The following is a 23,705-nucleotide window of genomic DNA, read 5'->3' as shown; positions in this document are numbered from 1 at the left end:
GGGGTAAGGGGTAAGGAGCAAGGGTGTGGCGCTGGTGCAGATCGCATATGTCCACCGCTTTTTTCTTCCTTCTTCCTTCTTCCGTCTTCCTTCTTTGCCCCTGCCGTGCACTTCCCCGCTGACTTCTCAACCCAATTCCAGGCAGTACTCATGACGGATCAGATACAACGTTTTCTCTTCGATAATACCAACGTGCGCGGTGAGGTCGTCTCGCTTCAGCAGGCCTACGCCGAGGTGGTCGAGCGGCATGACTATCCGCCGGCGGTGACGCGTCAGCTGGGTGAGCTGCTGTCGGCAGTGGCGCTGCTGACCGAGACCATCAAGCTGAATGGCACCATGAGCATCGAGGTGCGCGGCAAGGGAGCGCTGTCCCTGTTGATGGCGGAGTCCAATCCCGGCGGCGAGCTGCGTGCCATTGCCCAGCTCGACGAGAATGCCGCGATTCCGGATGAAAACGCCGGCTTTGCCGAGCTGCTCGGAGAGGGGCAGATCACCATCACCCTGGATCCCGACGAGGGCCGTCGCTATCAGGGCATCGTCACCCTGGAGCAGGACAATCTGGCCGGATGTCTGGAAGATTACTTCAGCCGTTCCGAACAGCTGCCCACCCGCCTGTGGCTGGCGGCGGACGATCAGCGCTGCGCCGGCGTCATGCTGCAACGCCTGCCGGACGAGTCGTTGAATCAGGATGAGGACGCCTGGGAGCGCATGGTTCATCTCGCCGACACCCTGAAGAGCGACGAGATGCTGACGCTGGAGCACCATGAGCTGCTGCATCGGCTCTTCCATGAAGAGCAGGTGCGTGTCTTCGATCCCAAGGCACTGTACTTTTCCTGCAACTGTTCGCGGGAACGCATTTCCAGTGCGCTGTTGACGCTGGGAGAGGAGGAGTTGCGCGATATCCTGGCCGAGCAGGGCGGTATCGCCACCCAGTGCCATTTCTGCAACACCCGCTATGAATTCACCGCGGCGGAAGTCGACGCCATGCTGGAGGATCCATCCGCGGAGCCGCCGACGGTTCATTAGGCTTCCCTTGGCATCCAGGGATACTGCCTGCGCTCGGTGTGGTCTTCCGCCCCAGCCTGGTCCGTGGTGTCGGCAGGGTGGCGTGTATGAAAACTACCGATAGTGGCGACTTTGTCATGCAAGTTGCAGGCGCGGCCCGTGTTCTGTCTTCATCCTTGAGCAGGCTGTGCGGGGCGGGCCGGCATCGGGGCGGATCATGAGGTGATCGGGCTTGATGTAGTAGGAAAACTACATGAACGTCGGGCAATGTCGGCGTTTCCCGCCGCACGGGTTTTTGCCATAATGCGCGGACTCATCCTTCAGCGGGTGTTGCCCAAGACGAGACGGGTAACCGCATGCGACGCCTGCAGGATGGGCTGAGACGCGTCCAGGAAGACGCCCGGCAAACCGAGAGAGAATTGGCCGCAAGGCCCCAGGAATCGACATGACCACGACTCAAGCCGTCCCCGCAACTGCCAGCACGCAGCCCGCCATTGCCCATGTCAATCTGAGCAGCGCCGAGTTGATCGAGCGTGCCGTGGCCAATGGTGAAGGCCGTCTGGCGGCCAATGGTGCCCTGGTGGTGAATACCGGTGAGCGTACCGGTCGTTCCCCAACGGATCGTTTCATCGTCGACGAGCCGTCCACCAGCGGCAAGATCGACTGGGGCAGTGTCAATCGCCCCTTCGATGCGGACAAGTTCAGTGCCCTCTGGGAGCGTGTCGAGGCGTATCTCAACGCCCGCGAGCGCTACGTCTCCGAGCTGCATGTCGGCAGTGATCCGGTGCACTATCTGCCGGTCAAGGTGACCACCGAAACGGCCTGGCACAATCTCTTCGGCCGCACCATGTTCGTGCGCCCCGAGCTCTACAACCCGGCGACCAAGGGTGAGTGGACCATCCTCAACGCGCCCTTCTTCGAGTGCGACCCGGCCCGCGACGGCACCAACTCGGAAGGCACGGTGATCATCAACTTCGCCGAGCAGAAGGTGCTGATCGCCGGCATGCGCTACGCCGGCGAGATGAAGAAGGCGATGTTCTCGGTGCAGAACTTCCTGCTGCCGGACGCCGACGTGCTGCCCATGCACTGCAGTGCCAATGTCGGCGAGGATGGCGAGACCACGCTGTTCTTCGGCCTGTCGGGCACCGGCAAGACCACCCTGTCCGCCGATCCGGCACGCTACCTGATCGGCGATGATGAGCACGGCTGGGGTGTGGGCACCGTCTTCAACGTGGAAGGCGGTTGCTATGCCAAGTGCATCGATCTGTCCGAGCAGAATGAGCCGGTCATCTGGAATGCCATCCAGTTCGGTACCGTGCTCGAGAACGTGGTGCTCGATGATCGCCGCCAGCCGGATTACGCCGATGGCAGCCTGACGCAGAACTCGCGGGCCGCCTATCCGCTCGAGCATGTCGAGAAGCGTATCCCCGAAAATCGCGCCGGCGAGCCCAATGCCATCGTCTTCCTGACCTGCGACATGAGCGGGGTGCTGCCGCCGGTGTCGGTGCTGTCCAAGGAAGCCGCGGCCTATCATTTCCTGTCCGGCTATACCGCCAAGGTGGGCTCCACCGAGATGGGCGCCTCCGAGGGGCTGGCCGCGACCTTCTCGACCTGTTTCGGGGCGCCATTCTTCCCGCGTCCGGCGCGCGAGTACGCCGATCTGCTGATCAAGCGCGTCGCCGAGCAGGATGCCCAGGTCTACCTGGTCAACACCGGCTGGACCGGTGGCGCCTATGGCGAGGGTGGCGCGCGCTTCGCGATTCCCACGACCCGCGCCATCATTCATGCCATCCAGACGGGCATGCTGCGCGATGTGGAAACCAAGCGCATCGCCGGCCTCAACCTGGATGTGCCGACCGCCGTGCCGGGTGTCGAGACGCGCCTGCTCGACCCGCGTGAAACCTGGTCCGATCAGGCGGCCTATGACCGCCACCTGCATGAGCTGGCCGCCAAGTTCGTCGACAACTTCAGGAAGTTCGACGGGGTCAGCGAGGCCATCGTGCAGGCCGGCCCGCAGGTCGACTGAACCGACTCGTGAACCCTCGGGGCGCCCGGGAGTCGAAAGCGGGGAAGGGTGACCTTCTCCGCTTTTTTGCGTGAGGGCTTCGACCATCTACCGAACGAGGAGCCATGCCATGCAGCGTCGTCATTTTCTTGGCCTGCTGGGACTGGGCGGGCTAGCCGGCCTGGCGCCGGGCATTGCCAGCGCCCGACCCAAGCCGGATCTGTCCGCCGCCCCGGGGCTGGAGCCCCTGGAGCTGAGTGAAGCCGAATGGCGTGACAGGCTCTCCGACGAAGAGTTCGAGGTGCTGCGCGAAGCCGGCACCGAGCCGGCCTTTTCCAGCCCGCTGGACCAGGAGACCCGCGAGGGTATCTATCACTGTGCCGGCTGCGATCTGCCGCTGTTCGAGAGCCACATGAAGTATGACTCCGGCACCGGCTGGCCGAGCTTTTTCCGTCACATCGAGGGCCATCTGCTGGATGAACTGGATCTGGTGCTGCTGATCCCGCGAACCGAATATCACTGCGCACGCTGCGGTGGCCACCAGGGGCATGTGTTCGATGATGGTCCCGAGCCCACCGGCCTGCGCTGGTGCAACAATGGCCTGGCACTGACCTTCAAGCCGGCCTGACGGCTTGACAACCGGTCCCGCGCCTGATTTTCTAGGCACATGAACATGAATCGCGCCAACCTCGTTCTCGACCTACGACTACTAGCCCGCCGCTGAGCGCGCCGGGCGACGTTGACGTCGCCCATTCGTGAGTCGACAACGAGGTTGCAACATGTTCATCGCCATACCCAACGCCCAGATTCCCGCCTTTCGTGACGCACCCGTCTGCCGCTGCGCAACGTCTGGTGAAGTGTCCTGCGCCCCGCTTGCCTTTCGGCAGGCGGGGCGTTGTCATTTAGAACCGTCCATGTCTCAGGGAGAACGCCGCCATGATGCTCGATAATCCTTCCACCAAGTACCGCCCGTTCGTGGGCGTCGACCTGCCGGACCGACAGTGGCCGAGCCGGCGCATCGAGGCACCGCCCCAGTGGTGTGCGGTCGACCTGCGTGATGGTAACCAGGCGTTGATCGACCCCATGGACCAGGAGCGCAAGCAGCGCCTGTTCGACCTGCTGGTCAGGATCGGCTTCAAGCAGATCGAGGTGGGCTTTCCCTCGGCCTCGCAGACCGATTTCGATTTCGTGCGCTCCCTGATCGACAACGACAAGGTGCCGGAGGATGTGCACATTCAGGTGCTGACCCAGGCTCGCCCGCATCTGATCGATCGCACCTTCGAGGCCCTGAAGGGCGCCAGAAACGCTATCGTGCATGTCTACAACGCCACGGATCCGGTATTCCGTCGCGTGGTGTTCAACGTCAACCAGGCCGAGTGCGTGCAGATCGCCGTGGATGCCACGACGCGCATCCGCGAGCACATGGCGGCCGCGCCGGAGACCCACTGGACCTTCCAGTATTCGCCGGAGCTGTTCTCGACCACCGAGATGGACTTCGCCGTGGAAATCGTCGATGCGGTGTCGGCCACCTACGAGCCCACCAGCGAAAAGCCGATGATCGTCAACCTGCCGGCCACCGTGGAGTGCGCGACCCCCAACAACTATGCCGACCAGATCGAGTGGTTCTGCCGCCACGTGGCCAGGCGCGACAGTCTGATCGTCAGCGTGCACCCGCACAATGACCGGGGGACCGGTGTCGCGGCCGCCGAGCTGGCGGTCATGGGCGGTGCCGACCGTATCGAGGGCTGCCTGTTCGGCAATGGGGAACGCACCGGCAATGTCGACCTGGTCACCCTGGCCATGAACCTCTATACCCAGGGCGTGCATCCGCAGCTGGACTTCTCGAACATCACACCGGTCATGCGCGAGGTCGAGTACTGCAACCAGCTGCCGGTGCACCCGCGCCACCCCTATGTCGGCGACCTGGTCTTCACGGCCTTCTCGGGCTCGCATCAGGATGCCATCAAGAAGGGCATGGCGGCTCGGCGCGAGGATCCGGACGGTGTCTGGGCGGTTCCCTACCTGCCGATCGACCCGCTCGACGTGGGTCGCAGCTATGAGGCCGTGATCCGCGTCAACAGCCAGTCCGGCAAGGGCGGGGTGTCCTATCTGCTTGAAGAGGAACACGGCATCGAGCTGCCGCGTCGCCTGTCCATCGAGTTCAGTCAGGTGGTGCAGGAAGTCGCCGACCGGCTCGGCAAGGAAATCACGTCCGAGATGATCTATCAGGCCTTCCGTGACGAATACCTGGAGAAGAACCAGCCATTCGCCCTGGCCAGCCATCGCATGTCCTCCGAGCCCGACAGTCCGGTGGTCAATCTCGAGGCGACCATCGAGGAAGGCGGCGAACGGCGCACCATCCAGGGACAGGGCAATGGCCCGCTGGCCGCCTTCGTCAAGTCGCTGGTCGCCGAAGGCCACGACGTCGAGATCATCGACTACCATGAGCACTCGCGGGGGCAGGGCTCGGACGCCGAGGCCATCGCCTATGTCGAGGTGCGCATCAACGGCGAAGCCGTGTTCGGCGTCGGCACCGACGAGAGCATCACCAGCGCCTCGATCAAGGGCGTACTCAGCGCCATCAACCGCCAGCTCTCCAACGAAGCCCCGGCACCCAATGTGACGGTGGAAACATTAGCTTGAAGCTTTAAGCCAGAAGCTTGAAGAAAAGGCGCCCCACCAGCCTGAACTGACCCCCAATAGTTGGACGGTTCATTCAGCCCGGCGGGGCGTCTTGCTTGACGCAGCCACATACACTTGACTGGCTTCCAGCTTCCAGCTTCCAGCTTCCAGCTTTCGGCTCAAAGCGGTGTCTTGCTGGCTTCGCCGGGGATTTCCCTGACCAGCCTCGGCATCAAGAACCCCGGCAGTGTCGTGCGCAGTTCGGCGACCAGGCCGCGTGCGGTGTCGTCGTCGATGTCGAAGTGAGCGGCGCCTTCCACCGGGTCCAGTACATGCAGGTAGTAGGGCAGGATGTCGGCTTCGAAGAGGCGCTCGGAGAGCTCGGCCAGGGTCGCTACCGTATCGTTGACGCCGCTGAGCAGGACGCTCTGGTTGAGCAGGGTCACGCCGGCCTGGCGGAGTCGCTGGCACGCCGAGATGACGCTGTCGTCAATCTCCGCGGGGTGATTGATGTGCAGCACCATGACCTTCTGCAGGCGAGTCCTGCCGAGCCAGTCGAGCAGGGCGTCGTCGATGCGGTCCGGAATGACCACGGGCAGCCGTGTGTGCAGCCGCAGTCGTTTCAGGTGCGGAATGGCCTCGAGCTGGTCCACCAGCCAGCCAAGCTGGCGGTCATTGGCCGCCAGGGGGTCGCCGCCGGACAGGATGGCCTCCCGGATGCTGGTGTCCTGGCGCAGGTAGTCCAGAGTGTCGGCCCACTGGGCGCGCGAGGGGGCGTTTTCCTCATAGGGGAAGTGGCGTCGAAAGCAGTAGCGACAGTTGATGGCGCAGGCCGGGCTGGTGATCAGCAGGACGCGCCCGGCGTACTTGTGGATCAAGCCGCGGCGGGCGGTGTGCTCGCGTTCTTCCAGGGGGTCGCTGACGAAGCCGGGGGCCTGCTGTTGTTCGGCCTCCAGCGGCAGTACCTGGCGCAGCAGGGGGTCATGCGGGTCGCCCGGGCGCATGCGCGACAGGTAGGCTTCCGGTACACGCACCTCGAACAGGGCATGGCCGGCCTCGGCGCCGGGCCACCACTGCGCGTCGAGCGCCAGGCGGCGACACAGCTCGCGGGGGTCGCGAATGGCATGGGCCAGCTGCTGCTGCCAGGTGTCTGCCGAGCCATGGCGCTGCAAAGGGATGGGGCTTCGGGTTATCATGCGCGACACCTATCGAGGCGAGCGAGGGGGCAACCCTCGACCACTATCATTTGCTTGCTCGCGCGCGGGAGTATCATGCCCGGCGCGACGGAATATGGAATCACTCTCATGGCGAATTATTCTACCAATGAATTCAAGGGCGGTCTGAAGGTCATGCTGGATGGTGACCCCTGCGCCATTCTCGAGAATGACTACGTCAAGCCCGGCAAGGGCCAGGCCTTCAATCGCGTCAAGCTGCGCAACCTGATGACGGGACGTGTCTGGGAGCGCACCTTCAAGTCCGGCGAGTCGCTGGAAGCCGCCGATGTGCTCGAGCTCGACATGGAGTATCTGTATACCGATGGCGAGATGTGGTACTTCATGCTCAGTGACGGCTCCTTCGAGCAGTACCCGGTGGAGAAGAAGGCGCTGGGCGAGACCGAAAAGTGGCTCAAGGAGCAGGTGGTCTACACGGTGACCCTGTGGAATGACAATGTCATCAATGTCACGCCGCCCAACTTCCTCGACCTGGAAGTCGTCCAGACCGATCCCGGCCTGAAGGGCGATACTGCCCAGGGCGGCTCCAAGCCGGCCACGCTCTCTTCGGGGGCCGTGGCCCGCGTGCCGCTGTTCATCAACGAGGGCGAAGTCCTGAAGATTGATACGCGGACGGGCGAGTACGTCGGCCGCGCTTGATTTCGGGCCCTTCCTGCGCTCGCTCATACGGCGTTGACTCCTGGGGGCGGCTTGCTCATTTAGCGCTGCTAAACTCCGCCGCCTTACCCATGAGTCGCCTTGTCTGAGCATCGCTCGGAGAGGGCGCTAGCTGGGCGGGACTCGTCTGCAAGGCCACATTCTTTCGGGTGTGGCCTTTGTCGTCTCTGGAGGAAACATAGATGTCGATGGATTGGCGGCCCTCGGCCGATATCGAGACGTTGCGCGAGCGCGCGCGGTTGATCGGGGAGGTGCGGGCCTTCTTCGCCGAGCGCGGGGTCATGGAAGTGGAAACACCGGTGCTCGGCCGGGCGGGCAGCACGGATGTGCATCTGGCCTCCCTGCATTGCACCGCCACCACGCCGGCGGGGCGGCAGCCACTGTGGCTGCAGACCTCGCCGGAGTTCCACATGAAGCGCCTGCTGGCCGCCGGCAGCGGGCCGATCTTCCAGCTGGCTCGCAGCTTTCGGGATGGCGAGGTCGGCTCGCGCCACAATCTCGAGTTCACCATGCTGGAGTGGTATCGGCCGGGGCTCGACCTGGATGGTTTGATGGCGGAGACCGAGGCGCTGATCCGTCGGCTGTTGCCAAGCGACCCTGGCGCGCTACGGCGCCATCGTTATCGTGAGCTGTTCCGCGAAAGCCTGGATTTCGACCCCTTCCATGAGCCGCTCGAAGCCCTGCGCCGCCTGGCCACCGAGCGGGGCGGGCTCGATATGGCCGAGGCCTGTCGCGACGATTGTCTCGACCTGCTGATGAGCCTTGTCATAGAACCGCGACTGGGCCGGGATGGCCTCGATGTCGTGCTGGACTACCCGGCCAGTCAGGCGGCGCTCGCCCGCCGCCATCGCGATCCGGAAGACGGCGAGTGGGTTGCTTCGCGCTTCGAGGTCTACCTGAGCGGGGTCGAACTGGCCAACGGCTACGACGAGCTCACCGACGCCGAGGAGCAAGGCACTCGCTTCGCTGAAGATAACGCCGCCCGCCGCGCGGCCGGCCTGCCCGAAGTGGATGTCGACCAGAACCTGCTGGGGGCTCTCGAGGCCGGCATGCCCGAGGCCAGCGGGGTGGCCCTGGGGCTGGACCGGCTGATCCAGCTGGCGCTGGGCAAGGCCAGTGTGGCCGAGGTCATGGCCTTCGCCACGCCGCGCGCCTGAGGCCTGCGCGCCGCTGAAGGTGTCGCGCGTCAGTCGGCGGCGTGCGCCTCGCCGCTCGTCTCGCCCAGGCGCTGGCCCATCTGCACCTTGCCGCCGGCCTCGAGGGTGTCGAAGTCCAGCGAGTCGGCGAAGGCCATGACCACGGTGGAGCCCAGCTTGAAACGCCCCATCTCGGCGCCTTTCTCCAGAGTGATGGGCGTCTCGAAGCCCAGGCGCTGGACAGCGTGGCGCGGCAGGGGAGCGATCTGCCCGGCCCAGACGGTCTCGATGCCGGCGACGATCATGGCGCCGACCAGCACCATGACCATGGGGCCGTGTTCGGTGTCGAAGTGACAGACCAGGCGCTCGTTGCGCGCGAACAGGCCGGAGACGTGCTGTGTGGTGGCGTGGTTGACCGAGAACAGTCGGCCGGGCACATAGACCACCTCGCGCAGGGTGCCGGTCAGCGGCATGTGCACGCGGTGATAATCGCGCGGCGACAGGTAGACCGTGGCGAAACTGCCGTGGCGATAGCGTGCCGCGGTGCTGTCGTCACCGCCCAGCAGGTCGCCGATGGTGAACTCATGCCCCTTGGCCTGGACCAGGCGGCCCTGAGCGATGGCGCCGAATTGAGACAGGGTGCCATCCGCCGGCGACACCACACCCTGGCCCAGCGGCCGCGCGCCTTCCTTCAAGGGGCGGGTAAAGAACTCATTGAAGGACGGATAGGCACTCGGCTCGGGTTGCTGCGCCTCGCTCATGTCGACCCGGAAGCGGCGAATGAAGGCCCGAATGGCCAGGTTCTTGACCGCCGTCACCCGGCAATCGGCGAGACGCCCCACCAACCGCGACAGCAGGTGGTGGGGCAGGGGGTACTGAACGAGCGCAAAGAGCTTGGATGGGGTCACGGCACGCGGTTCCTTGGTGTGGGCGGGGGCTGGAAGTCCCCGGCTGCGCCGGGAGCTTTAAGCCGTAAGCTGGAAGCTGGAAGAAGACCCTTGACCCAGGGGATGCGGGCTTCATGCTGCCTTCGAGCTTCGAGCTTCGAGCTTCGAGCTTCGAGCTTCGAGCTTCGAGCTTCGAGCTTCGAGCTTCGAGCTTCGAGCTTCGAGCTTCGAGCTTCGAGCTTCGAGCTTCGAGCTTCGAGCTTCGAGCAGCTCGTTTCTCGCAGCTCGTGTCTCGACATTCCTATGATGTCTCGATCGGTGTGTCGTCGCGGTTGCCCCATTCCTTCCAGGAACCGGCGTAGCCGCGCATCCTGAGGCCCAGCGCCTTGCCGACCAGCCAGGTGAAGCCGCTGCGGTGGTGGGTCTGGCAGTGGGTGACGATGTCCATGTCCGTGGTCAGGCCCAGGGCGTCCAGCTCGGTGACCAGTTCGGCGTAGTCGCGTATGCGCAGCTGACGTTCCGGGTCCATGGCGCGGGTCCATTCGAAGTTGACCGCGCCGGGGATATGGCCGAGGCGCTGGTTGTCGCCCTTGTGGCCGAGGTATTCGTCGCGGCTGCGGGCGTCCCAGATGGCCAGGTCCGCGTCCTCGAGCCGCTCGATGATCTCGTGGCGGTCGATGGCGGCCTCGGGGTGGCGGAATTCGGCCGTGTACTCGCTGGGGTTCGGCGTCACGGTGTCGGTCGCGATGGGGAGCTCGGCGGCGCGCCAGGCCTGGATGCCGCCATTGAGATAGGAATAGCGCCCATGACCCAGCAGTTCCAGGGTCCACAGCAGCCGACCGGCCCAGCCACCACCTTCATCGTCATAGGCCACCACATGGGTATCCCGGGTCAGGCCGAGGGACGAGAAAAGCTGTGACAGCGCCTCCGCCGACGGCACTTCGTTGGGTACCTCGCCGGAGCCCGCTAGCAGGCGGCGATGATCCAGGTAGACGGCGCCGGGCACGTGCCCCTGGGCGTGACTTTCGGCCTTGAGCGGCACATCGATGATCAGCAGCTCCGATGCATCCAGGTGGGCCGCCAGCTCTTCCGGCTCGATGATCAGTGGCAAGAGGTTGTCTTCGGAACTCATGGCATTCTCCTGGCAAGAGAGGCCTGATGGCCTCATCCTTGATGGTTCTCGAGGCTATCGACGATACGCCGATAACTGGCGAAACGGTCAGCATGAATGTCGCCATTCTCCACGGCGGCCAGCAGGGCGCAGCCGGGTTCGGCGCGGTGGCGGCAGTCGCGGAAGCGGCAGTGGCCGAGGTGATCACGAAATTCGATGAAGCCGTCGGCGACCTGATCGGCGCTCAGGTGGGTCAGGCCGAACTCGCGAATGCCGGGAGAGTCGATCAGTTCCCCGGGGCTGTCGGTGGCCGCAGGCTGTCCCCCGTCGGCGTCCGCCGCGGGGGATTGCCGGAAGCGGTAGAGCCGCGCCGTGGTGGTGGTATGGGTGCCCTTGCGGCTATCGGTGGAGAGGTCGCCGATGCGCAGGTCCTCCTCGGGCAGCAAGCGGTCGATGAGCGAGGACTTGCCGACGCCACTCTGGCCGACAAAGACCGAGGTCCGGCCATGCAGCTGGTCAAGCAGGGCGTCGAGCCCGGTGTCCCGGGCCGTGGTGGTGGTGATCACCGGGTAGCCGAGTCCGGCGTAGCGATCCAGTAGGGCGCGCAGCTCGCCGCCCTCGGCGGGCAGCAGGTCGACCTTGTTGAGCACCAGCACCGGGGCGATGCCGGTCGCCTCGGCCGCCACCAGATAGCGGTCGATCAGGTTGGCATGGGGTTCCGGCTCGACGGCGAACACGATGAGGATCTGGTCGATGCCGGCGGCCACGGGCTTCAGGCGGCCCCGTGGATCGGGGCGTTGCAGAAGACTGTGACGGGGCTCCCGGGCGACCACGACACCACTGCCATCCTCGCCGGCCCGCCAGATGACATGATCGCCGGTCACCAGGCCATCGAGGTTGGCACGCAGGTGGCAGCGCACTGCCTGGCCCCCGTGGGCCGGCGCCACTTCCAGGCTGCGGCCGAAATGGGCGATCACGCGACCCGGTTGCTCGGGGCCGTATTCGCCCGCGGCGAGACGCTCGGTATCCGTGGTGTCACGCTGCCTGGCCCGTCTGGCGCGTTCGGCCTGGGTCTTTTCGATGCGCCAGCGTTGCTGGCGGCTCAACTTGCGTTTGCTCATGATGGCCCGGAGGTCGGTACAATGGGGTTATTGTACTCACCCATCCGCCCGGCTGTCGTCAGCCGCGCGACTGCCAAGGAGCACTTATGTCCGCCATGAACGATGCACCGGATCCGCGCGCTCAGCGCCTGATCTGGATCGACCTGGAGATGACCGGACTCGACCCCGAACGCGAGCGCATCATCGAGGTGGCGACCCTGGTCACCGATGCCGACCTCGAGGTCGTGGCGGAGGGACCGGTGGTCGCGGTACATCAGCCTGACAGCCTGCTGGATGGCATGGATGACTGGAACCAGAAGACGCATGCGGGCTCCGGACTGATCGACCGCGTGCGTGCCAGCGATGTCGACACGGCCGAGGCCGAGCGACGCACGCTGGCGTTTCTGCGCGAGCACGTGGCGGCTGGAGCCTCACCGATGTGCGGCAACAGCGTGCATCAGGACCGGCGCTTCCTGGAACGCGAGATGCCGGAGCTGCTGGCTTTCTTCCATTATCGCAATCTGGATGTCTCGACCCTCAAGGAGCTGGCCAAGCGCTGGAATCCGGGGGCGCTGGTCGGCTTCAGCAAGCGCAACGTGCACCTGGCAATGGATGACATCAAGGAATCCATCGCCGAGCTGGCGCATTATCGTCGCACCTTCCTGAAGCTGGATGATGAACAGGGGGATGAAGAGGAGTGACGCTCATCGCCTCGCCAGGGCGGGCAGGCCGCATGGCAGGCCTGCCCGCGCCTCTTGGGTCACTCGGCCGGGCGGATTTCCCAGCTGACGCTGACCATGGCATCCAGGGTGATGGTTCCGGGCCGGTATTCGGCATTCGAACCGCCGCTTTCAGCCGCGGCATCGGCGCTCATGGCCATGGTCCGGGGTTGGTACACCGGTGAACGGTTTTCGCTGACACTGATGACCGGCCCCAGTTCGATGCCCAGGGTGTCGGCCATGAGTTCGGCTTTCTTGCGGGCCTTCTCCAGGGCCTGGGTCAGCGCCTCGTCGGTGGCCGCGTCGCGGTTCGACAGGTCGTAGGTGACGCCATCCAGGGCATTGACGCCGGCCTGGGTCAGCGCATCGAGCATCACCGGCAGGTTGTCGAGGTCGCCGATGTCGATTTCGAAGGGCCGTTCCAGGCGCGTGCGGGTCATGCGTGAGCCCTCTGAGCCTTCCTTCTGGCGCCCCTGGATCGTCTCGGGCTGAACTCGCAGCGAGCCGGCACTGATGGCGTCCCGCTCGAGACCCGCTTCTTCCATGGTCTCGATCAGGCGAGCGGCGCGTTCCTCCAGGCGCTGGCGGGCCTTGCTCAGGGCTTCCGGGTCGGTGCTGGTGTCATCGCGCTGGGCGATGGCCGGCGTGCGCTCCCAGAGTCGGGCACTCAGGGTGGCCTCGTCGGGCACCACCTGGATTTCGGACTGTGCCTGGACGTCGAGGCGTTTGTGCGGTGCTTCCTGCTGCGCCGAAGCGACCACGGGCGTTGCGAGCAGGGGGCTGGACAGCAGCAGAATGGACAATAGAGCGCCGGGGAATCCGGTGTGTCGACGAACCTGTGTCATGGCATCTTCCTTGTGGTAAATCATGTGGATGCTTGGAGTCGGCAGCGCCGGCGAGGGTTCCGTCGAAGCTGCCATCTTGTCGATTTGCTGCATGATTGCGGGGCTGTGCGCACTCGAGTGTATTGTGCCGCGGTTCGCCAGTCGTCATCATGGCTCAATACCTGACGATTGGCGGAGAACAGCAGCATGGACCTCGGCGACGACGAACGAAGTTCTACCATCCCCCTCAACCTGACGCTGGCGCTGGCGGCCCTGGTGGTCATCATCGCCGGCATGCGGGCGGGATCGGGCCTGCTGGTGCCGGTTATCCTGTCCCTGTTCATCGCCGTGGTCTGCACCGGTCCGGTACGCTGGCTTCAAGGGCGGGGCGTGGGTCAGCGTCTGGCGGTGTGGATCACCCTGGTCGTGATCGGTGGCCTGATTTCCTTGCTGGGTATCCTGCTGGTCAACAGCTTCGGTACCTTCGTCGAGGAGCTGCCCAACATTCAGCAGAAACTCTTTCAGTACTATCTCGGCATCATCGATGGCCTGGGTCGGATAGGGCTGGGGGTGGACAGCCAGTCAGTGTCCGAACTGGTCGATGCCGAGAAGTTCGGCAACTGGTTGCCGGCCCTGTTGAGCCAGTTGGGCAACCTGATGATGCAGAGTGTGGTGGTGGCGCTGCTGGTCACCTTCCTGCTGTTCGAGACCCTCAACTTTCGCGACAAGGTTTCGCGCGCCCTGGTCAACCCGGCCCCCAGCCTGAGCCGTTTTCGCGAGTTCAGCCTGACGCTGAAACGCTATCTGGCCGTCAAGACGCTGATCAGCCTGGCCACGGGCACCCTGATCTGGGTGGCCTGTCAGTTGATCGGGGTCAAGTTCCCCCTGCTGTGGGCCGTGCTGGCCTTTGCCCTCAACTATATTCCCAACATCGGCTCGGCGATCGCGGCCGTGCCTCCCGTGCTGCTGCTGATCGTGTCGCCGGATGGTGGGCTCTTCAAGGCCCTGCTGCTGAGTGGCGCCTATCTGGGCGTCAACTTCGTGCTCGGCAACATCATCGAGCCGCGAGTCATGGGGCGGGCACTGGGGTTATCGACCTTCGTGGCCTTCCTGTCGCTGGTCGTCTGGGGCTGGATCTTCGGTGTGGTCGGCATGCTGTTGTCGGTGGTCCTGACCATGACGCTCAAGATCGCCCTGGACAGCCATCCGCAGACGCGCTGGATGGCTCATCTGCTGGGGCCCGGCAAGACGCCTATCGAAGAGGCGGACCGGCCGCTGTCCGAGCGGGTCGGGCAGATACGCAACCGCAAGCGCTGAGGCGCGCTGTCTGATCCCCCCTAAACGCCAAGCCCCCGAAGACGCAAAAGGTTCCGTCGTCGGGGGCTTGATGAGAGGCCGGCCTTCTTCGAGGAGCGGCTCTGGATCAGGCGTTCTGCTCGATGAACTGTGACAGCTGTGACTTGGACTGTGCACCGACCAGGGAAGCGACCTTGGCACCAGACTTGAACAGCATCACGGTAGGTACGCCGCGCACGCCCTGTTCGGCGGCGATTTCCGGCGCATCGTCCACATTGATGCTGACGATCTTGAGGTTGCCATCGCGTTCTTCGGCGACCTCTTCGACTACCGGTGCCATGACCTTGCAAGGACCGCACCAGGGAGCCCAGAACTTAAGCAGGACCGGTGTCTCGGCGTTCAGGACTTCCTGCTCGAAGTTGGCGTTGGTGACATCGACGTTATTGGCCATGGGATTCTCCAGTTACTACGTTGCGCGGTATCGCGCGGAATATCAGGCATGACAAGCATGCTGGTTGCATCGATGGTAGCGGTCGACCGGTGCGCTGGCAAATCCGCGTGCCCCGTGCAGGGCATCGCCGTCCGGGTGAGTGACGCCATTGTCGATATGCGATAAGGTAATCATGAGCATGATTCTTATGCCACTATGAGCTCTTTATCGAGCCGATCGAGCGCTTTCATCAGGCGCCCGCGATGGTTCCGGCACCCAAGGAGTAGAGCCATGAAGCTCCAGCAGTTGAGATATATCTGGGAGGTGTCACGTCACAACCTCAATGTGTCGGCTACCGCGCAGAGCCTCTATACCTCGCAGCCCGGCATTTCCAAGCAGATCCGACTGCTCGAGGATGAGCTGGGGGTCGAGATCTTCGCGCGCAGTGGCAAGCACCTGACCCGCGTCACCCCGGCCGGTGCGTCGATTATCGAGCTGGCCGGGCAGGTGCTGCGCTTGACCGACAACATCAAAGAGGTGTCGCAGGAGCACAGCGACGAGCGTCGCGGCAGCCTGTCGATCGCCACGACGCATACCCAGGCGCGCTATGCACTGCCGCCGGTGATCCGTGGCTTCACGGGCAAATACCCGGATGTCGCCCTGCACATGCAGCAGGGGACACCGCGCCAGATTGCGCAGATGGTCAGTGATGGCCAGGCGGATTTCGCGATCTGCACCGAGTCGCTGGACCTCTTCCAGGACCTGGTCCTGCTGCCGTGCTATCGCTGGAACCGCTGTGTCCTGGTGCCACGTGATCACCCACTGGCGCAGGTCGAGCCCCTGACTCTGAAGGCGCTCGCCGAGCACCCGCTGGTGACCTATGTGTTCGGGTTCACCGGCCGTTCACAGCTCGACGAGGCGTTTCGTCGCGAGGGGCTGTCTCCCAATGTGGTACTCACGGCGGCCGACTCGGACGTGATCAAGACCTATGTACGCCTCGGCATGGGCGTCGGCATCGTCGCTCACATGGCGGTCGCTCCCGGGGAGGATGATGACCTGGTGGCGCTGGATGCCAGCCACCTGTTCGCCAGCTCGACGACCAAGATCGGCATACGCCGCGGCACCTTCATGCGCGGCTACATGTATGACTTCCTCAAGGCCTTTGCCGACCATCTGGACCGTGATCTGGTCGAGGCGGCGCTGGAGGCCGGGCCGCGCCACGAGGATGCCCTGTTCGACGATATCGAACTGCCGGTGCGTTGAAACACGGCGTCGGCATGTCGAAAAGCACAAGGCCCGTCCAGGTGGACGGGCCTTGTGCATTAAGCTAGCGGAACGGGGCCATCAGTGTTGCAGGTGCAGCCCGCATTCGCGCTTTTCCTCGACCTTGGTCGGGTCGAAGTAGTCGAATTCGTTGGGCAGGTCATGCGCCTGCAGATACCGGTAGAGGTCGCGGCTAGTCCAGTGCAGCAGCGGGGCGACCTTGAGCAGGCCATCGGCGTTGCGTGATACCGCCTGCATGCGGGCACGCTCAGGAGTGTCCTCGGCGCGCAGCGCGGTGAACCAGACATCGGGAGCCATTTCGCGCAGGGCGCGATTGAAGGGCTCGAGCTTGACCTCTTCGGTGAAGGCCGCATGGCGCGGGTCCTCGATTCCCGGTACCAGGCCGTCGACGGCCTCGCGGTGGGCGCGTGAACGCTTCGGCAGATAGGTGATCAGGTTCAGGCCCAGACGCTTGGCCAGGTCATCGGCAAACCGGTAGGTAGCCGCGGTGTTGTAGCCGTGGTCCATCCAGACGACCGGGATGTCCGGACGCTGGCGCGCCACCATGTGCAGGATGACCGCCTCGAAAGGGCGAAAGTTGGTGGTGCAGATCGGCCGGTCGCCCTGCTCCAGTGCCCAGCGAATCAAGGCTTCCGGATCATTGCCAAGGTCGCGATTGATGATGTCGAGTTGCGGCTCCATAGGGATGCTCCCGGATGGTGGCGTTCAATATGGAGGCCACATTAGCAGAGCCGTCAGCGGCTTCCCCAATACCGATTCATTGGATGTATATTCCCTGTGGGCTTAAGAAGGGCGTGGCTTTATTCCTCGAGGTGTTGTTGATCGTCGCTCAGGGCCTTCATCAGGTGACGGATCTTGTCGAGGGTCTCAGTGTATTCGGCTTCGCCCCGGGAGTCGGCGACCAGGCCGCCACCGCCCCAGATATGCAGGTGTCCGGCATCGGCCACGGCCGTGCGGATGGCGATCGAGGTATCCATGCGGCCGCGCACGTCGACATAGCCCAGGCTTCCGCAGTAGGCACTGCGTGCCGAGGGTTCCAGCTCGTCGATGATCTGCATGGCGCGTACCTTGGGAGCGCCGGTGATGGAGCCGCCGGGGAAGGCGGCCGAGAGCAGTTCCAGCGGTGAGTGCCGATCATCCAGCTCGCCGGTGACCACGCTGACCAGATGATGCACATTGGCATAGCTCTCCAGGGCGCAGAGCTGGGGCACACGCACGCTACCCGGTCGGCACACGCGCCCCAGATCGTTGCGCAGCAGGTCGACGATCATCACGTTTTCCGCGCGATCCTTGAGGCTGTGTGTCAGGGCCTCGGCAAAGGCGCGGTCCTGTTCCACGGTCTGGCCGCGCGGGCGTGTGCCCTTGATCGGGCGGGTCTCCACATGCCCGTCGGCGCATTGCAGGAAACGTTCCGGCGAGAGTGACAGGATGGCCTGATCCTCCCAGGCGATGAAGCCGGCGAAGGGCGTGGGAGTGGCCTGTCGCAGCCGGCAGTAGGCCTGCCATAGATCGCCCTGATAAGGCGCGCTGAAACGCTGGGCGAGGTTGATCTGATAGCAGTCGCCGGCACGAATGTAGTGCTGCACCCGGGCGAAGCGCGCCAGGTACTCCTGACGACTCATTTCGGGCTGAAAGCCGCCGGTCAGTTGGAAGGGGGCCTGGGACGGCGGTGTCGCCTGCAGCCAAGACATGACCTGCCGGCGCCGCTCGGGGGAGGCGACCAGCCAGGTTTGCTGCTGTTGGTGATCCTGAATGATCGCCCAGTCATACAGGCCGACGCGGCTGTCCGGCAGGTCGGCGACCCTGGCGGCCTTGCCCTGCGTCGGCTCCAGCCGGTGGCCCAGGTCGTAGCTCCAGTAACCGATCAGGCCGCCGAGAAACGGCAGGTCGCTGGTGGGCACAGCGTCGGGCAGGCGTTCGAGCAGCGCCTTCTGTGCCTGGAAGGGGGCGGAGCTGTCGCTGCCGCGCCGGGATGGCTGCGGCGCGAAGGTCTCCAGCGGGTCGCTGGACATGATGTCGTACCGTCCCCCCGGGGCACTCGGGCGGCCGCTGTCGAGCAATACGGCTCCGGACCTGTGGCGCAGCGGCGCGAAGGTCTCCAGAGGTGAGCTCCGGTATGGCAGTTGGGTGATCTCGAGTGGTGATGTCATGGCGGCGCCTTACCTCAACAGGCGCCTCATTCTAGGCATCTTGAGGGCGTTTGTCCCTGCCTCCCGAGCCGGGATGATCAACGCAGGCGTAGCGGGGCCGTGAAAGGTTGTCTACAACTAAACGCCAACCCTGGTCGGCGTTTCGAGTGTTGACCGCCCATCGGCCGCCGGCTAGAGTGCCACTATTCACTTAATTGTCGACAATCAGCCATGATCAATGTCTCGACCACCACCGCGCCGGCCTCGGAAGTTCGCACCCTGGCAGAGAGAGTCTTTCAGCAGCTGCAGGACGCGATCGTGCGCGGCGAACTGGCGCCCGGCAGCAAGATCACCGAGCCCGGACTGGCGCAATCCTATGGCATCTCGCGCGGTCCGCTGCGCGAAGCCATGCGTCGTCTCGAGGCGCATCGTCTGATCGAGCGCGTGCCGCATGTCGGCGCGCGCGTGGTCAAGCTGTCGATCAAGGAGCTGCTCGAGCTGTTCGATGTACGCGAGGCGCTGGAGAGCATGGCGGCGCGTCTGGCGGCCGAGTCGATGAGTGCCGAGGAAATTGCCGGGCTGCGCGAAGTGCTGGCAGTGCACGAACGCCAGGCGGACCTGCAGCGTGGCGAGGCCTATTACCAGCGGGAGGGCGATCTCGACTTCCACTATCGCATCGTCCAGGGCAGTCACAACCGCATGCTGATGGGGCTGCTGTGCGACGACCTGTATTACCTGGTGCGCATGTATCGCACCCAGTTCAGTGCCAGCGGTTCCCGGCCGCAGCGCGCCTTTGTCGAGCATCATCGCATCGTGGATGCCATCGAGGCGGGGGATGCCGAGCTGGCCGAGCTGCTGATGCGTCGCCACGTCAGTGCGTCGCGTGAAAATGTCGTCGAGCGCTATGCGCGCACCCTGGACGCTGACGCGGTTGCCGACACGGCCCGCTGAAGCGGGGTGCCGGCAGCCTGCCAGCCTTCGGCCGCGCCCTCCCACACCCAGCACAGGAGATTTGCCATGACCCAGTCAACGCCCGGTGCGCGCTTTCGCGCCGCCCTGGCCGCCAACCGGCCGCTCCCCGTCGTGGGGACCATCAATGCCTATACGGCGATGATGGCCGAGCGTGTCGGTCACCAGGCCGTCTATCTGTCGGGCGGCGGGGTGGCCAATGCCTCCTTCGGCCTTCCCGACCTGGGCATGACCACCATGAATGATGTCGTGGAAGATGCCCACCGCATCTGTGGTGCCACCGATCTGCCCCTGCTGGTGGATATCGACACGGGCTGGGGCGGGGCCTTCAACATCGCGCGCACCGTCAAGGAAATGCAGCGCGCCGGCGTTGCCGCGGTACACCTGGAGGATCAGGTGGCCCAGAAGCGCTGCGGCCATCGGCCCAACAAGGCGATCGTGTCCCGCGATGAAATGGTGGATCGCATCAAGGCGGCGTCCGACGCGCGGATCGATCCGGAGTTCTACCTGATCGCGCGCACCGATGCGTTTCAGAAGGAAGGTCTGGACGCCGCCATCGAGCGCGCCAATGCCTGTATCGAGGCTGGTGCCGATGCCATCTTCGCCGAGGCGGTGCATACCCTGGAAGATTATCGAGCCTTCTGCGAGCGCGTCGATGCGCCGATCCTGGCCAACATCACCGAATTCGGGGCCACGCCGCTGTTTTCCCAGCAGGAGCTCGCCGAGGTGGGCTGCCGGATCGTGCTCTATCCGTTGTCGGCCTTCCGTGCCATGAACGCGGCGGCGCTGAATGTCTACCGCAGCATCCTCGATAACGGCCATCAGCGCGATGTGCTGGATCAGATGCAGAGCCGTGACGAGCTCTATGACTTCCTCAATTATCATGACTTCGAGCGCAAGCTCGATGACCTGTTCGCGGATCAGGATGGGTAGTCGTCATCGCCCGCATGACAACGACACGCCTCGCTCACCAAAAGGAGAGACGACCATGGCAGATACATCGAACAACGGCGCCGGCCTGCGCGGTCAGAGTGCCGGCAGCACTGCCCTTTGCACCGTCGGCAAGAGCGGTGCCGGCCTGACCTATCGAGGATTCGATATTGCCGAGCTCGCCGACAAGGCCCGCTTCGAGGAGGTGGCCTATCTGCTGCTCAAGGGCAAGCTGCCCAATCAGGCCGAACTCGACGCCTATGTTGCCAGGCTCCAGCGCCTGCGCGGGCTGCCGGATGCCCTGAAATCCGTGCTCGAACAGATTCCGGCCGATGCTCACCCCATGGACGTGATGCGTACCGGCGCCTCCATGCTCGGCAACCTGGAGACCGAACACGGCTTCGAGGAACAACAGGATGTGGCCGATCGCCTACTGGCAGCACTGCCCTCGATCATCTGCTACTGGTACCGCTATTCCCATGATGGTGTGCGCATCGCCACCGAGACGGATGATCTCTCCGTGGGCGGGCACTTTCTGCAGATGCTGCATGGCGAGCCGGCTTCCGAGCTGCATGCCCGGGTGATGAACGTCTCGTTGATCCTCTATGCCGAGCATGAATTCAATGCCTCGACCTTCACGGCGCGAGTCTGCGCTTCCACGCTGTCGGACATGCATTCCTGCGTGACCGGAGCCATCGGCTCGCTGCGCGGCCCTCTGCATGGCGGTGCCAACGAGGCGGCCATGGCCATGATCGAAGGCTGGCAGTCGCCGGAGGAAGCCGAGCGCGAGTTGCTCGGCATGCTGGAGCGCAAGGAGAAGGTCATGGGCTTCGGCCATGCCATCTATCGCGACTCGGACCCGCGCAACGCCATCATCAAGCACTGGTCGCGCAAGCTGGCCGAAGACGTGGGCGACAGCGTGCTGTACCCGGTCTCGGAACGCGTCGAGGCGGTCATGTGGCGCGAGAAGAAGCTGTTCTGCAACGCCGACTTCTTCCACGCCAGCGCCTACCACTTCATGGGCATTCCGACCAAGCTGTTCACCCCGATCTTCGTCTGCTCGCGGGTCACCGGCTGGTGTGCGCATGTCTTCGAACAGCGCGAGAACAATCGCATCATCCGCCCGAGTGCCGACTATACCGGGCCGGAGCACAGCGAGTGGGTGCCGATCGAGGAACGTGACTGACGCTGGTCATCCATCGGTGGGGGGCGGGCCGCGGTGTGCCTGGATCAGCCTTGCGGTACCCCGCGACTCGGCGCCGAGGCCCGTGAGCCCAGTGCCCTCAAGACGACCATGAACCGCAACGCCCGGGTGCGGGTTCCCGCGGCGACATTCGAAACATGACAGGAGATCGGGATGAGCCAGACCGTCGAAAGCAATGTGCGCCCGGATTATGATCCGGAACTCTGCAGGATCGCCGACTATGTGCTGGAGTATCGCATCGACAGCGATGAAGCACTGGATACGGCACGCTACTGTTTGATGGATACCCTGGGCTGCGGCCTGCTGGCATTGCGCTTTCCCGAGTGCACCAAGCATCTGGGGCCCTTGGTCGAAGGCACCCTGGTGCCTCATGGTTCACGCGTCCCCGGTACGCCGCATCGACTGGACCCGGTCAAGGCCGCCTGGGATATCGGCGCCACCATCCGTTGGCTGGATTACAACGATACCTGGCTGGCGGCCGAGTGGGGGCACCCCTCGGACAACCTGGGTGCCATTCTGGCGGTGGCCGATCACCTGTCGCAGAAGCGTGTCGCCCAGGGTGAGGCGCCCTTGACCATGCGCGACGTGCTCGAGGCGATGGTCATGGCCCACGAGATCCAGGGCGTGCTGGCGCTGGACAACTCCTTCAATCGGGTGGGGCTCGACCATGTGGTACTGGTGAAGGTGGCATCGACCGCCGTGGCGGTGCGCATGATGGGCGGCGATCGCGAGCAGTTGCTGTCCGCGCTCTCGCATGCCTGGGCCGATGGACAGAGCCTGAGGACCTATCGTCACGCGCCCAACGCCGGGTCGCGCAAGAGCTGGGCGGCAGGCGATGCGACCTCGCGGGGCGTGCGCCTGGCGGACATCGCCATGCGTGACGAGATGGGGATTCCGGGCGTGCTCAGTGCGCCGCAATGGGGCTTCTATGACGTGGCTTTCAGCCACGCCAACAAGGACCTGTCGCTCAAACCGGTGGAGGAGCGCAGGTTCACCTTCCAGCGCGACCTGGGCACCTACACCATGGAAAACGTGCTGTTCAAGATTTCCTTCCCGGCCGAGTTTCATGCCCAGACGGCATGCGAGGCCGCGGTGACGTTGCACCCACAAGTCAAGGATCGACTGGACGAGATCGATCGCATCGTGCTGACGACGCATGACTCGGCCATTCGCATCATCTCCAAGTCGGGGGCGCTCGCCAATCCGGCCGACAGGGATCATTGCCTGCAATACATGACGGCGGTGCCTCTGATCTTCGGCAGCCTGGTGGCCGAGCATTACGAGGATGACTTTCACGCGGCGCATCCGGTCATCGACCGATTGCGCGACAGGATGGAGGTCGTGGAAGACGAGCGATATTCCCGCGACTATTACGATCCCGAGTGTCGCTCGATCGCCAATGCTATCCAGGTGTTCTTCAAGGACGGCAGCAGTACCGACCAGGTAGCGGTGGAGTATCCGATCGGCCACCGTCGTCGGCGGGAAGAGGGCATGCCCGTGCTCGAGGAGAAATTTCGGCGCAACCTGGCGACCCGCTTTCCTGCGCGGCGTTGCGACAGGATCCTGTCGCTGTGCCAGGACCAGGCTCGACTCGAAGCCACCTCTGTACACGACTTCGTTGACCTGTTCGTGATCTGATGTCGCCGAGGGGGAGGGCAACCCCTCATGCCGGGGCTGAAAGCCGGCCCCGGCGGCATCGGACACATCATGTCGTGTCGATGCACGCATCGGCATGGCGAGATCGACGCGACTGGGCTATATTTTTTTCGCGGCAGGGCTTGCGTCAGTGCCGCCAGATCCGTAAAGTACGCATCCGCTGCCGGCGACGGGCCAACCTCGCCAGCGGTAAAAAGAGGTGGAAGCCTCTGTTTTGCTTGGCGTTTTTCGGCATCACGACGAAAATCACCGATTGACAGAGCCGCGAATTTCGGTAAAATACGCACCACTTCTTGCAGGGCCCGCCAAGGGCTTGATCGGAAGCCGCCTTTCGAGGCTGCGTCGCTCGCTCGGTAACATCGAGCTTGACGCCAGGCACCGATCCTGTAGAATACGCCTTCCTCGCCAGGCGCTGATGACCAGCAAGGCGAGACGCTCTTTAACAATCGATCAGGTAATTCATGTGGGCGCTTGTCGGGATGTCGGTGACCAGTCACCGAAAATCAAGG

Annotated in this window: 22 protein-coding genes; 13 read left to right on the top strand and 9 right to left on the bottom strand. The window is 64.2% G+C overall.

The window, feature by feature from the left end:
* The first annotated feature begins 150 nt into the window (after nt 1-150).
* The 4 genes from hslO to leuA all read left to right on the top strand — a co-directional run bounded on the left by hslO (nt 151) and on the right by leuA (nt 5,653).
* Nucleotides 151-1,026: an Hsp33 family molecular chaperone HslO gene (gene hslO, locus QWY79_RS13190; RefSeq protein ID WP_290273564.1), complete on the top strand. Its 876-nt coding sequence runs from the start codon at nt 151-153 to the stop codon at nt 1,024-1,026.
* 424 nt (nt 1,027-1,450) lie between these two features.
* Complete coding sequence (locus QWY79_RS13185; RefSeq protein ID WP_290273563.1) at nt 1,451-3,031, top strand: phosphoenolpyruvate carboxykinase; 1,581 nt, start codon at nt 1,451-1,453, stop codon at nt 3,029-3,031.
* 109 nt (nt 3,032-3,140) lie between these two features.
* Nucleotides 3,141-3,638, top strand: coding sequence for a peptide-methionine (R)-S-oxide reductase MsrB (gene msrB, locus QWY79_RS13180; RefSeq protein WP_290273561.1), 498 nt, complete (start codon nt 3,141-3,143; stop codon nt 3,636-3,638).
* 308 nt (nt 3,639-3,946) lie between these two features.
* A complete protein-coding gene (gene leuA / locus QWY79_RS13175; RefSeq protein WP_290273558.1) occupies nt 3,947-5,653 on the top strand; it encodes a 2-isopropylmalate synthase in 1,707 nt (568 codons plus the stop codon).
* 158 nt (nt 5,654-5,811) lie between these two features.
* Here leuA and epmB read toward each other — a convergent pair whose 3' ends face one another.
* Complete coding sequence (gene epmB, locus QWY79_RS13170) at nt 5,812-6,828, bottom strand: EF-P beta-lysylation protein EpmB (protein WP_290273555.1); 1,017 nt, start codon at nt 6,826-6,828, stop codon at nt 5,812-5,814.
* Nucleotides 6,829-6,936: 108 nt separating this feature from the next.
* On the opposite strand from epmB, the gene efp reads away from it, so the two are divergent.
* Both efp and epmA read left to right on the top strand, forming a co-directional pair.
* Nucleotides 6,937-7,503, top strand: coding sequence for an elongation factor P (efp, locus tag QWY79_RS13165; protein WP_290273553.1), 567 nt, complete (start codon nt 6,937-6,939; stop codon nt 7,501-7,503).
* Between the two features lie 200 nt (nt 7,504-7,703).
* The gene (gene epmA / locus QWY79_RS13160) at nt 7,704-8,678 is read left to right on the top strand and encodes an EF-P lysine aminoacylase EpmA (protein WP_290273551.1); all 975 of its coding nucleotides are present in this window, start codon (nt 7,704-7,706) and stop codon (nt 8,676-8,678) included.
* 29 nt (nt 8,679-8,707) lie between these two features.
* Here epmA and asd read toward each other — a convergent pair whose 3' ends face one another.
* From asd to rsgA, 3 genes are all read right to left on the bottom strand, one after another.
* The gene (gene asd, locus QWY79_RS13155; protein WP_290273549.1) at nt 8,708-9,565 is read right to left on the bottom strand and encodes an archaetidylserine decarboxylase; all 858 of its coding nucleotides are present in this window, start codon (nt 9,563-9,565) and stop codon (nt 8,708-8,710) included.
* Between the two features lie 280 nt (nt 9,566-9,845).
* Nucleotides 9,846-10,676, bottom strand: coding sequence for a sulfurtransferase (locus tag QWY79_RS13150; RefSeq protein WP_290273546.1), 831 nt, complete (start codon nt 10,674-10,676; stop codon nt 9,846-9,848).
* Between the two features lie 32 nt (nt 10,677-10,708).
* The gene (gene rsgA, locus QWY79_RS13145) at nt 10,709-11,776 is read right to left on the bottom strand and encodes a small ribosomal subunit biogenesis GTPase RsgA (protein ID WP_290273543.1); all 1,068 of its coding nucleotides are present in this window, start codon (nt 11,774-11,776) and stop codon (nt 10,709-10,711) included.
* Nucleotides 11,777-11,871: 95 nt separating this feature from the next.
* Between rsgA and orn the strand changes: the two genes are divergently transcribed.
* Complete coding sequence (gene orn / locus QWY79_RS13140; RefSeq protein ID WP_435389792.1) at nt 11,872-12,456, top strand: oligoribonuclease; 585 nt, start codon at nt 11,872-11,874, stop codon at nt 12,454-12,456.
* A 59-nt stretch (nt 12,457-12,515) separates the two neighbouring features.
* On the opposite strand, the gene QWY79_RS13135 is transcribed toward orn, so the two are convergent.
* On the bottom strand, nt 12,516-13,319 hold the full coding sequence (locus QWY79_RS13135; protein ID WP_290273537.1) for an SIMPL domain-containing protein: 804 nt from the start codon (nt 13,317-13,319) through the stop codon (nt 12,516-12,518).
* A 186-nt stretch (nt 13,320-13,505) separates the two neighbouring features.
* Here QWY79_RS13135 and QWY79_RS13130 point away from each other — a divergent pair, with 186 nt between their 5' ends.
* The gene (locus tag QWY79_RS13130) at nt 13,506-14,615 is read left to right on the top strand and encodes an AI-2E family transporter (protein WP_290273535.1); all 1,110 of its coding nucleotides are present in this window, start codon (nt 13,506-13,508) and stop codon (nt 14,613-14,615) included.
* Between the two features lie 106 nt (nt 14,616-14,721).
* Here QWY79_RS13130 and trxA read toward each other — a convergent pair whose 3' ends face one another.
* Nucleotides 14,722-15,045 carry a thioredoxin gene (gene trxA, locus QWY79_RS13125; RefSeq protein ID WP_290273532.1) on the bottom strand — a complete coding sequence of 108 codons (324 nt, stop codon included), beginning with the start codon at nt 15,043-15,045 and terminating at the stop codon, nt 14,722-14,724.
* A gap of 42 nt (nt 15,046-15,087) precedes the next feature.
* Complete coding sequence (locus QWY79_RS13120) at nt 15,088-15,219, bottom strand: hypothetical protein (protein WP_281285701.1); 132 nt, start codon at nt 15,217-15,219, stop codon at nt 15,088-15,090.
* 96 nt (nt 15,220-15,315) lie between these two features.
* Between QWY79_RS13120 and cysB the strand changes: the two genes are divergently transcribed.
* A complete protein-coding gene (cysB, locus tag QWY79_RS13115; RefSeq protein WP_290273527.1) occupies nt 15,316-16,287 on the top strand; it encodes an HTH-type transcriptional regulator CysB in 972 nt (323 codons plus the stop codon).
* A gap of 81 nt (nt 16,288-16,368) precedes the next feature.
* On the opposite strand, the gene QWY79_RS13110 is transcribed toward cysB, so the two are convergent.
* Both QWY79_RS13110 and pabB read right to left on the bottom strand, forming a co-directional pair.
* Nucleotides 16,369-16,989, bottom strand: a complete 621-nt coding sequence (locus tag QWY79_RS13110; protein ID WP_141320860.1) for a phosphoadenosine phosphosulfate reductase domain-containing protein — start codon at nt 16,987-16,989, stop codon at nt 16,369-16,371.
* A 119-nt stretch (nt 16,990-17,108) separates the two neighbouring features.
* Nucleotides 17,109-18,458: an aminodeoxychorismate synthase component I gene (pabB, locus tag QWY79_RS13105; RefSeq protein WP_290273523.1), complete on the bottom strand. Its 1,350-nt coding sequence runs from the start codon at nt 18,456-18,458 to the stop codon at nt 17,109-17,111.
* Nucleotides 18,459-18,668: 210 nt separating this feature from the next.
* Between pabB and QWY79_RS13100 the strand changes: the two genes are divergently transcribed.
* The 4 genes from QWY79_RS13100 (at nt 18,669) to prpD (ending at nt 23,178) form a co-directional block, all read left to right on the top strand.
* Nucleotides 18,669-19,388 carry a GntR family transcriptional regulator gene (locus QWY79_RS13100; RefSeq protein WP_290273520.1) on the top strand — a complete coding sequence of 240 codons (720 nt, stop codon included), beginning with the start codon at nt 18,669-18,671 and terminating at the stop codon, nt 19,386-19,388.
* A gap of 66 nt (nt 19,389-19,454) precedes the next feature.
* Nucleotides 19,455-20,339 (top strand): methylisocitrate lyase, encoded by an 885-nt coding sequence (prpB, locus tag QWY79_RS13095; protein WP_290273519.1) that lies wholly within the window; start codon nt 19,455-19,457, stop codon nt 20,337-20,339.
* 55 nt (nt 20,340-20,394) lie between these two features.
* Entirely contained in the window at nt 20,395-21,522 is a 1,128-nt protein-coding gene (prpC, locus tag QWY79_RS13090; RefSeq protein WP_290273517.1) for a bifunctional 2-methylcitrate synthase/citrate synthase, read from the top strand.
* 171 nt (nt 21,523-21,693) lie between these two features.
* The gene (gene prpD / locus QWY79_RS13085) at nt 21,694-23,178 is read left to right on the top strand and encodes a 2-methylcitrate dehydratase (protein ID WP_290273515.1); all 1,485 of its coding nucleotides are present in this window, start codon (nt 21,694-21,696) and stop codon (nt 23,176-23,178) included.
* Nucleotides 23,179-23,705: the final 527 nt, after the last annotated feature.

It is taken from the genome of Halomonas sabkhae, assembly GCF_030409265.1.
Classification (GTDB): Bacteria; Pseudomonadota; Gammaproteobacteria; order Pseudomonadales; family Halomonadaceae; genus Halomonas; species Halomonas halmophila.
This window is presented reverse-complemented; position numbering and strand designations above follow the sequence as displayed.

Coding starts and splice junctions, on each gene's coding strand:
- epmB (WP_290273555.1), bottom strand. CDS start 6,828: ATGATAACCCGAAGCCCCATCCCTTTGCAGCGCCATGGCTCGGCAGAC.
- QWY79_RS13130 (WP_290273535.1), top strand. CDS start 13,506: ATGGACCTCGGCGACGACGAACGAAGTTCTACCATCCCCCTCAACCTG.
- rsgA (WP_290273543.1), bottom strand. CDS start 11,776: ATGAGCAAACGCAAGTTGAGCCGCCAGCAACGCTGGCGCATCGAAAAG.
- efp (WP_290273553.1), top strand. CDS start 6,937: ATGGCGAATTATTCTACCAATGAATTCAAGGGCGGTCTGAAGGTCATG.
- prpC (WP_290273517.1), top strand. CDS start 20,395: ATGGCAGATACATCGAACAACGGCGCCGGCCTGCGCGGTCAGAGTGCC.
- msrB (WP_290273561.1), top strand. CDS start 3,141: ATGCAGCGTCGTCATTTTCTTGGCCTGCTGGGACTGGGCGGGCTAGCC.
- QWY79_RS13185 (WP_290273563.1), top strand. CDS start 1,451: ATGACCACGACTCAAGCCGTCCCCGCAACTGCCAGCACGCAGCCCGCC.
- QWY79_RS13135 (WP_290273537.1), bottom strand. CDS start 13,319: ATGACACAGGTTCGTCGACACACCGGATTCCCCGGCGCTCTATTGTCC.
- QWY79_RS13120 (WP_281285701.1), bottom strand. CDS start 15,219: ATGATTACCTTATCGCATATCGACAATGGCGTCACTCACCCGGACGGC.
- orn (WP_435389792.1), top strand. CDS start 11,872: ATGAACGATGCACCGGATCCGCGCGCTCAGCGCCTGATCTGGATCGAC.
- pabB (WP_290273523.1), bottom strand. CDS start 18,458: ATGACATCACCACTCGAGATCACCCAACTGCCATACCGGAGCTCACCT.
- QWY79_RS13110 (WP_141320860.1), bottom strand. CDS start 16,989: ATGGAGCCGCAACTCGACATCATCAATCGCGACCTTGGCAATGATCCG.
- hslO (WP_290273564.1), top strand. CDS start 151: ATGACGGATCAGATACAACGTTTTCTCTTCGATAATACCAACGTGCGC.
- epmA (WP_290273551.1), top strand. CDS start 7,704: ATGTCGATGGATTGGCGGCCCTCGGCCGATATCGAGACGTTGCGCGAG.
- prpD (WP_290273515.1), top strand. CDS start 21,694: ATGAGCCAGACCGTCGAAAGCAATGTGCGCCCGGATTATGATCCGGAA.
- QWY79_RS13100 (WP_290273520.1), top strand. CDS start 18,669: ATGATCAATGTCTCGACCACCACCGCGCCGGCCTCGGAAGTTCGCACC.
- leuA (WP_290273558.1), top strand. CDS start 3,947: ATGATGCTCGATAATCCTTCCACCAAGTACCGCCCGTTCGTGGGCGTC.
- QWY79_RS13150 (WP_290273546.1), bottom strand. CDS start 10,676: ATGAGTTCCGAAGACAACCTCTTGCCACTGATCATCGAGCCGGAAGAG.
- cysB (WP_290273527.1), top strand. CDS start 15,316: ATGAAGCTCCAGCAGTTGAGATATATCTGGGAGGTGTCACGTCACAAC.
- prpB (WP_290273519.1), top strand. CDS start 19,455: ATGACCCAGTCAACGCCCGGTGCGCGCTTTCGCGCCGCCCTGGCCGCC.
- trxA (WP_290273532.1), bottom strand. CDS start 15,045: ATGGCCAATAACGTCGATGTCACCAACGCCAACTTCGAGCAGGAAGTC.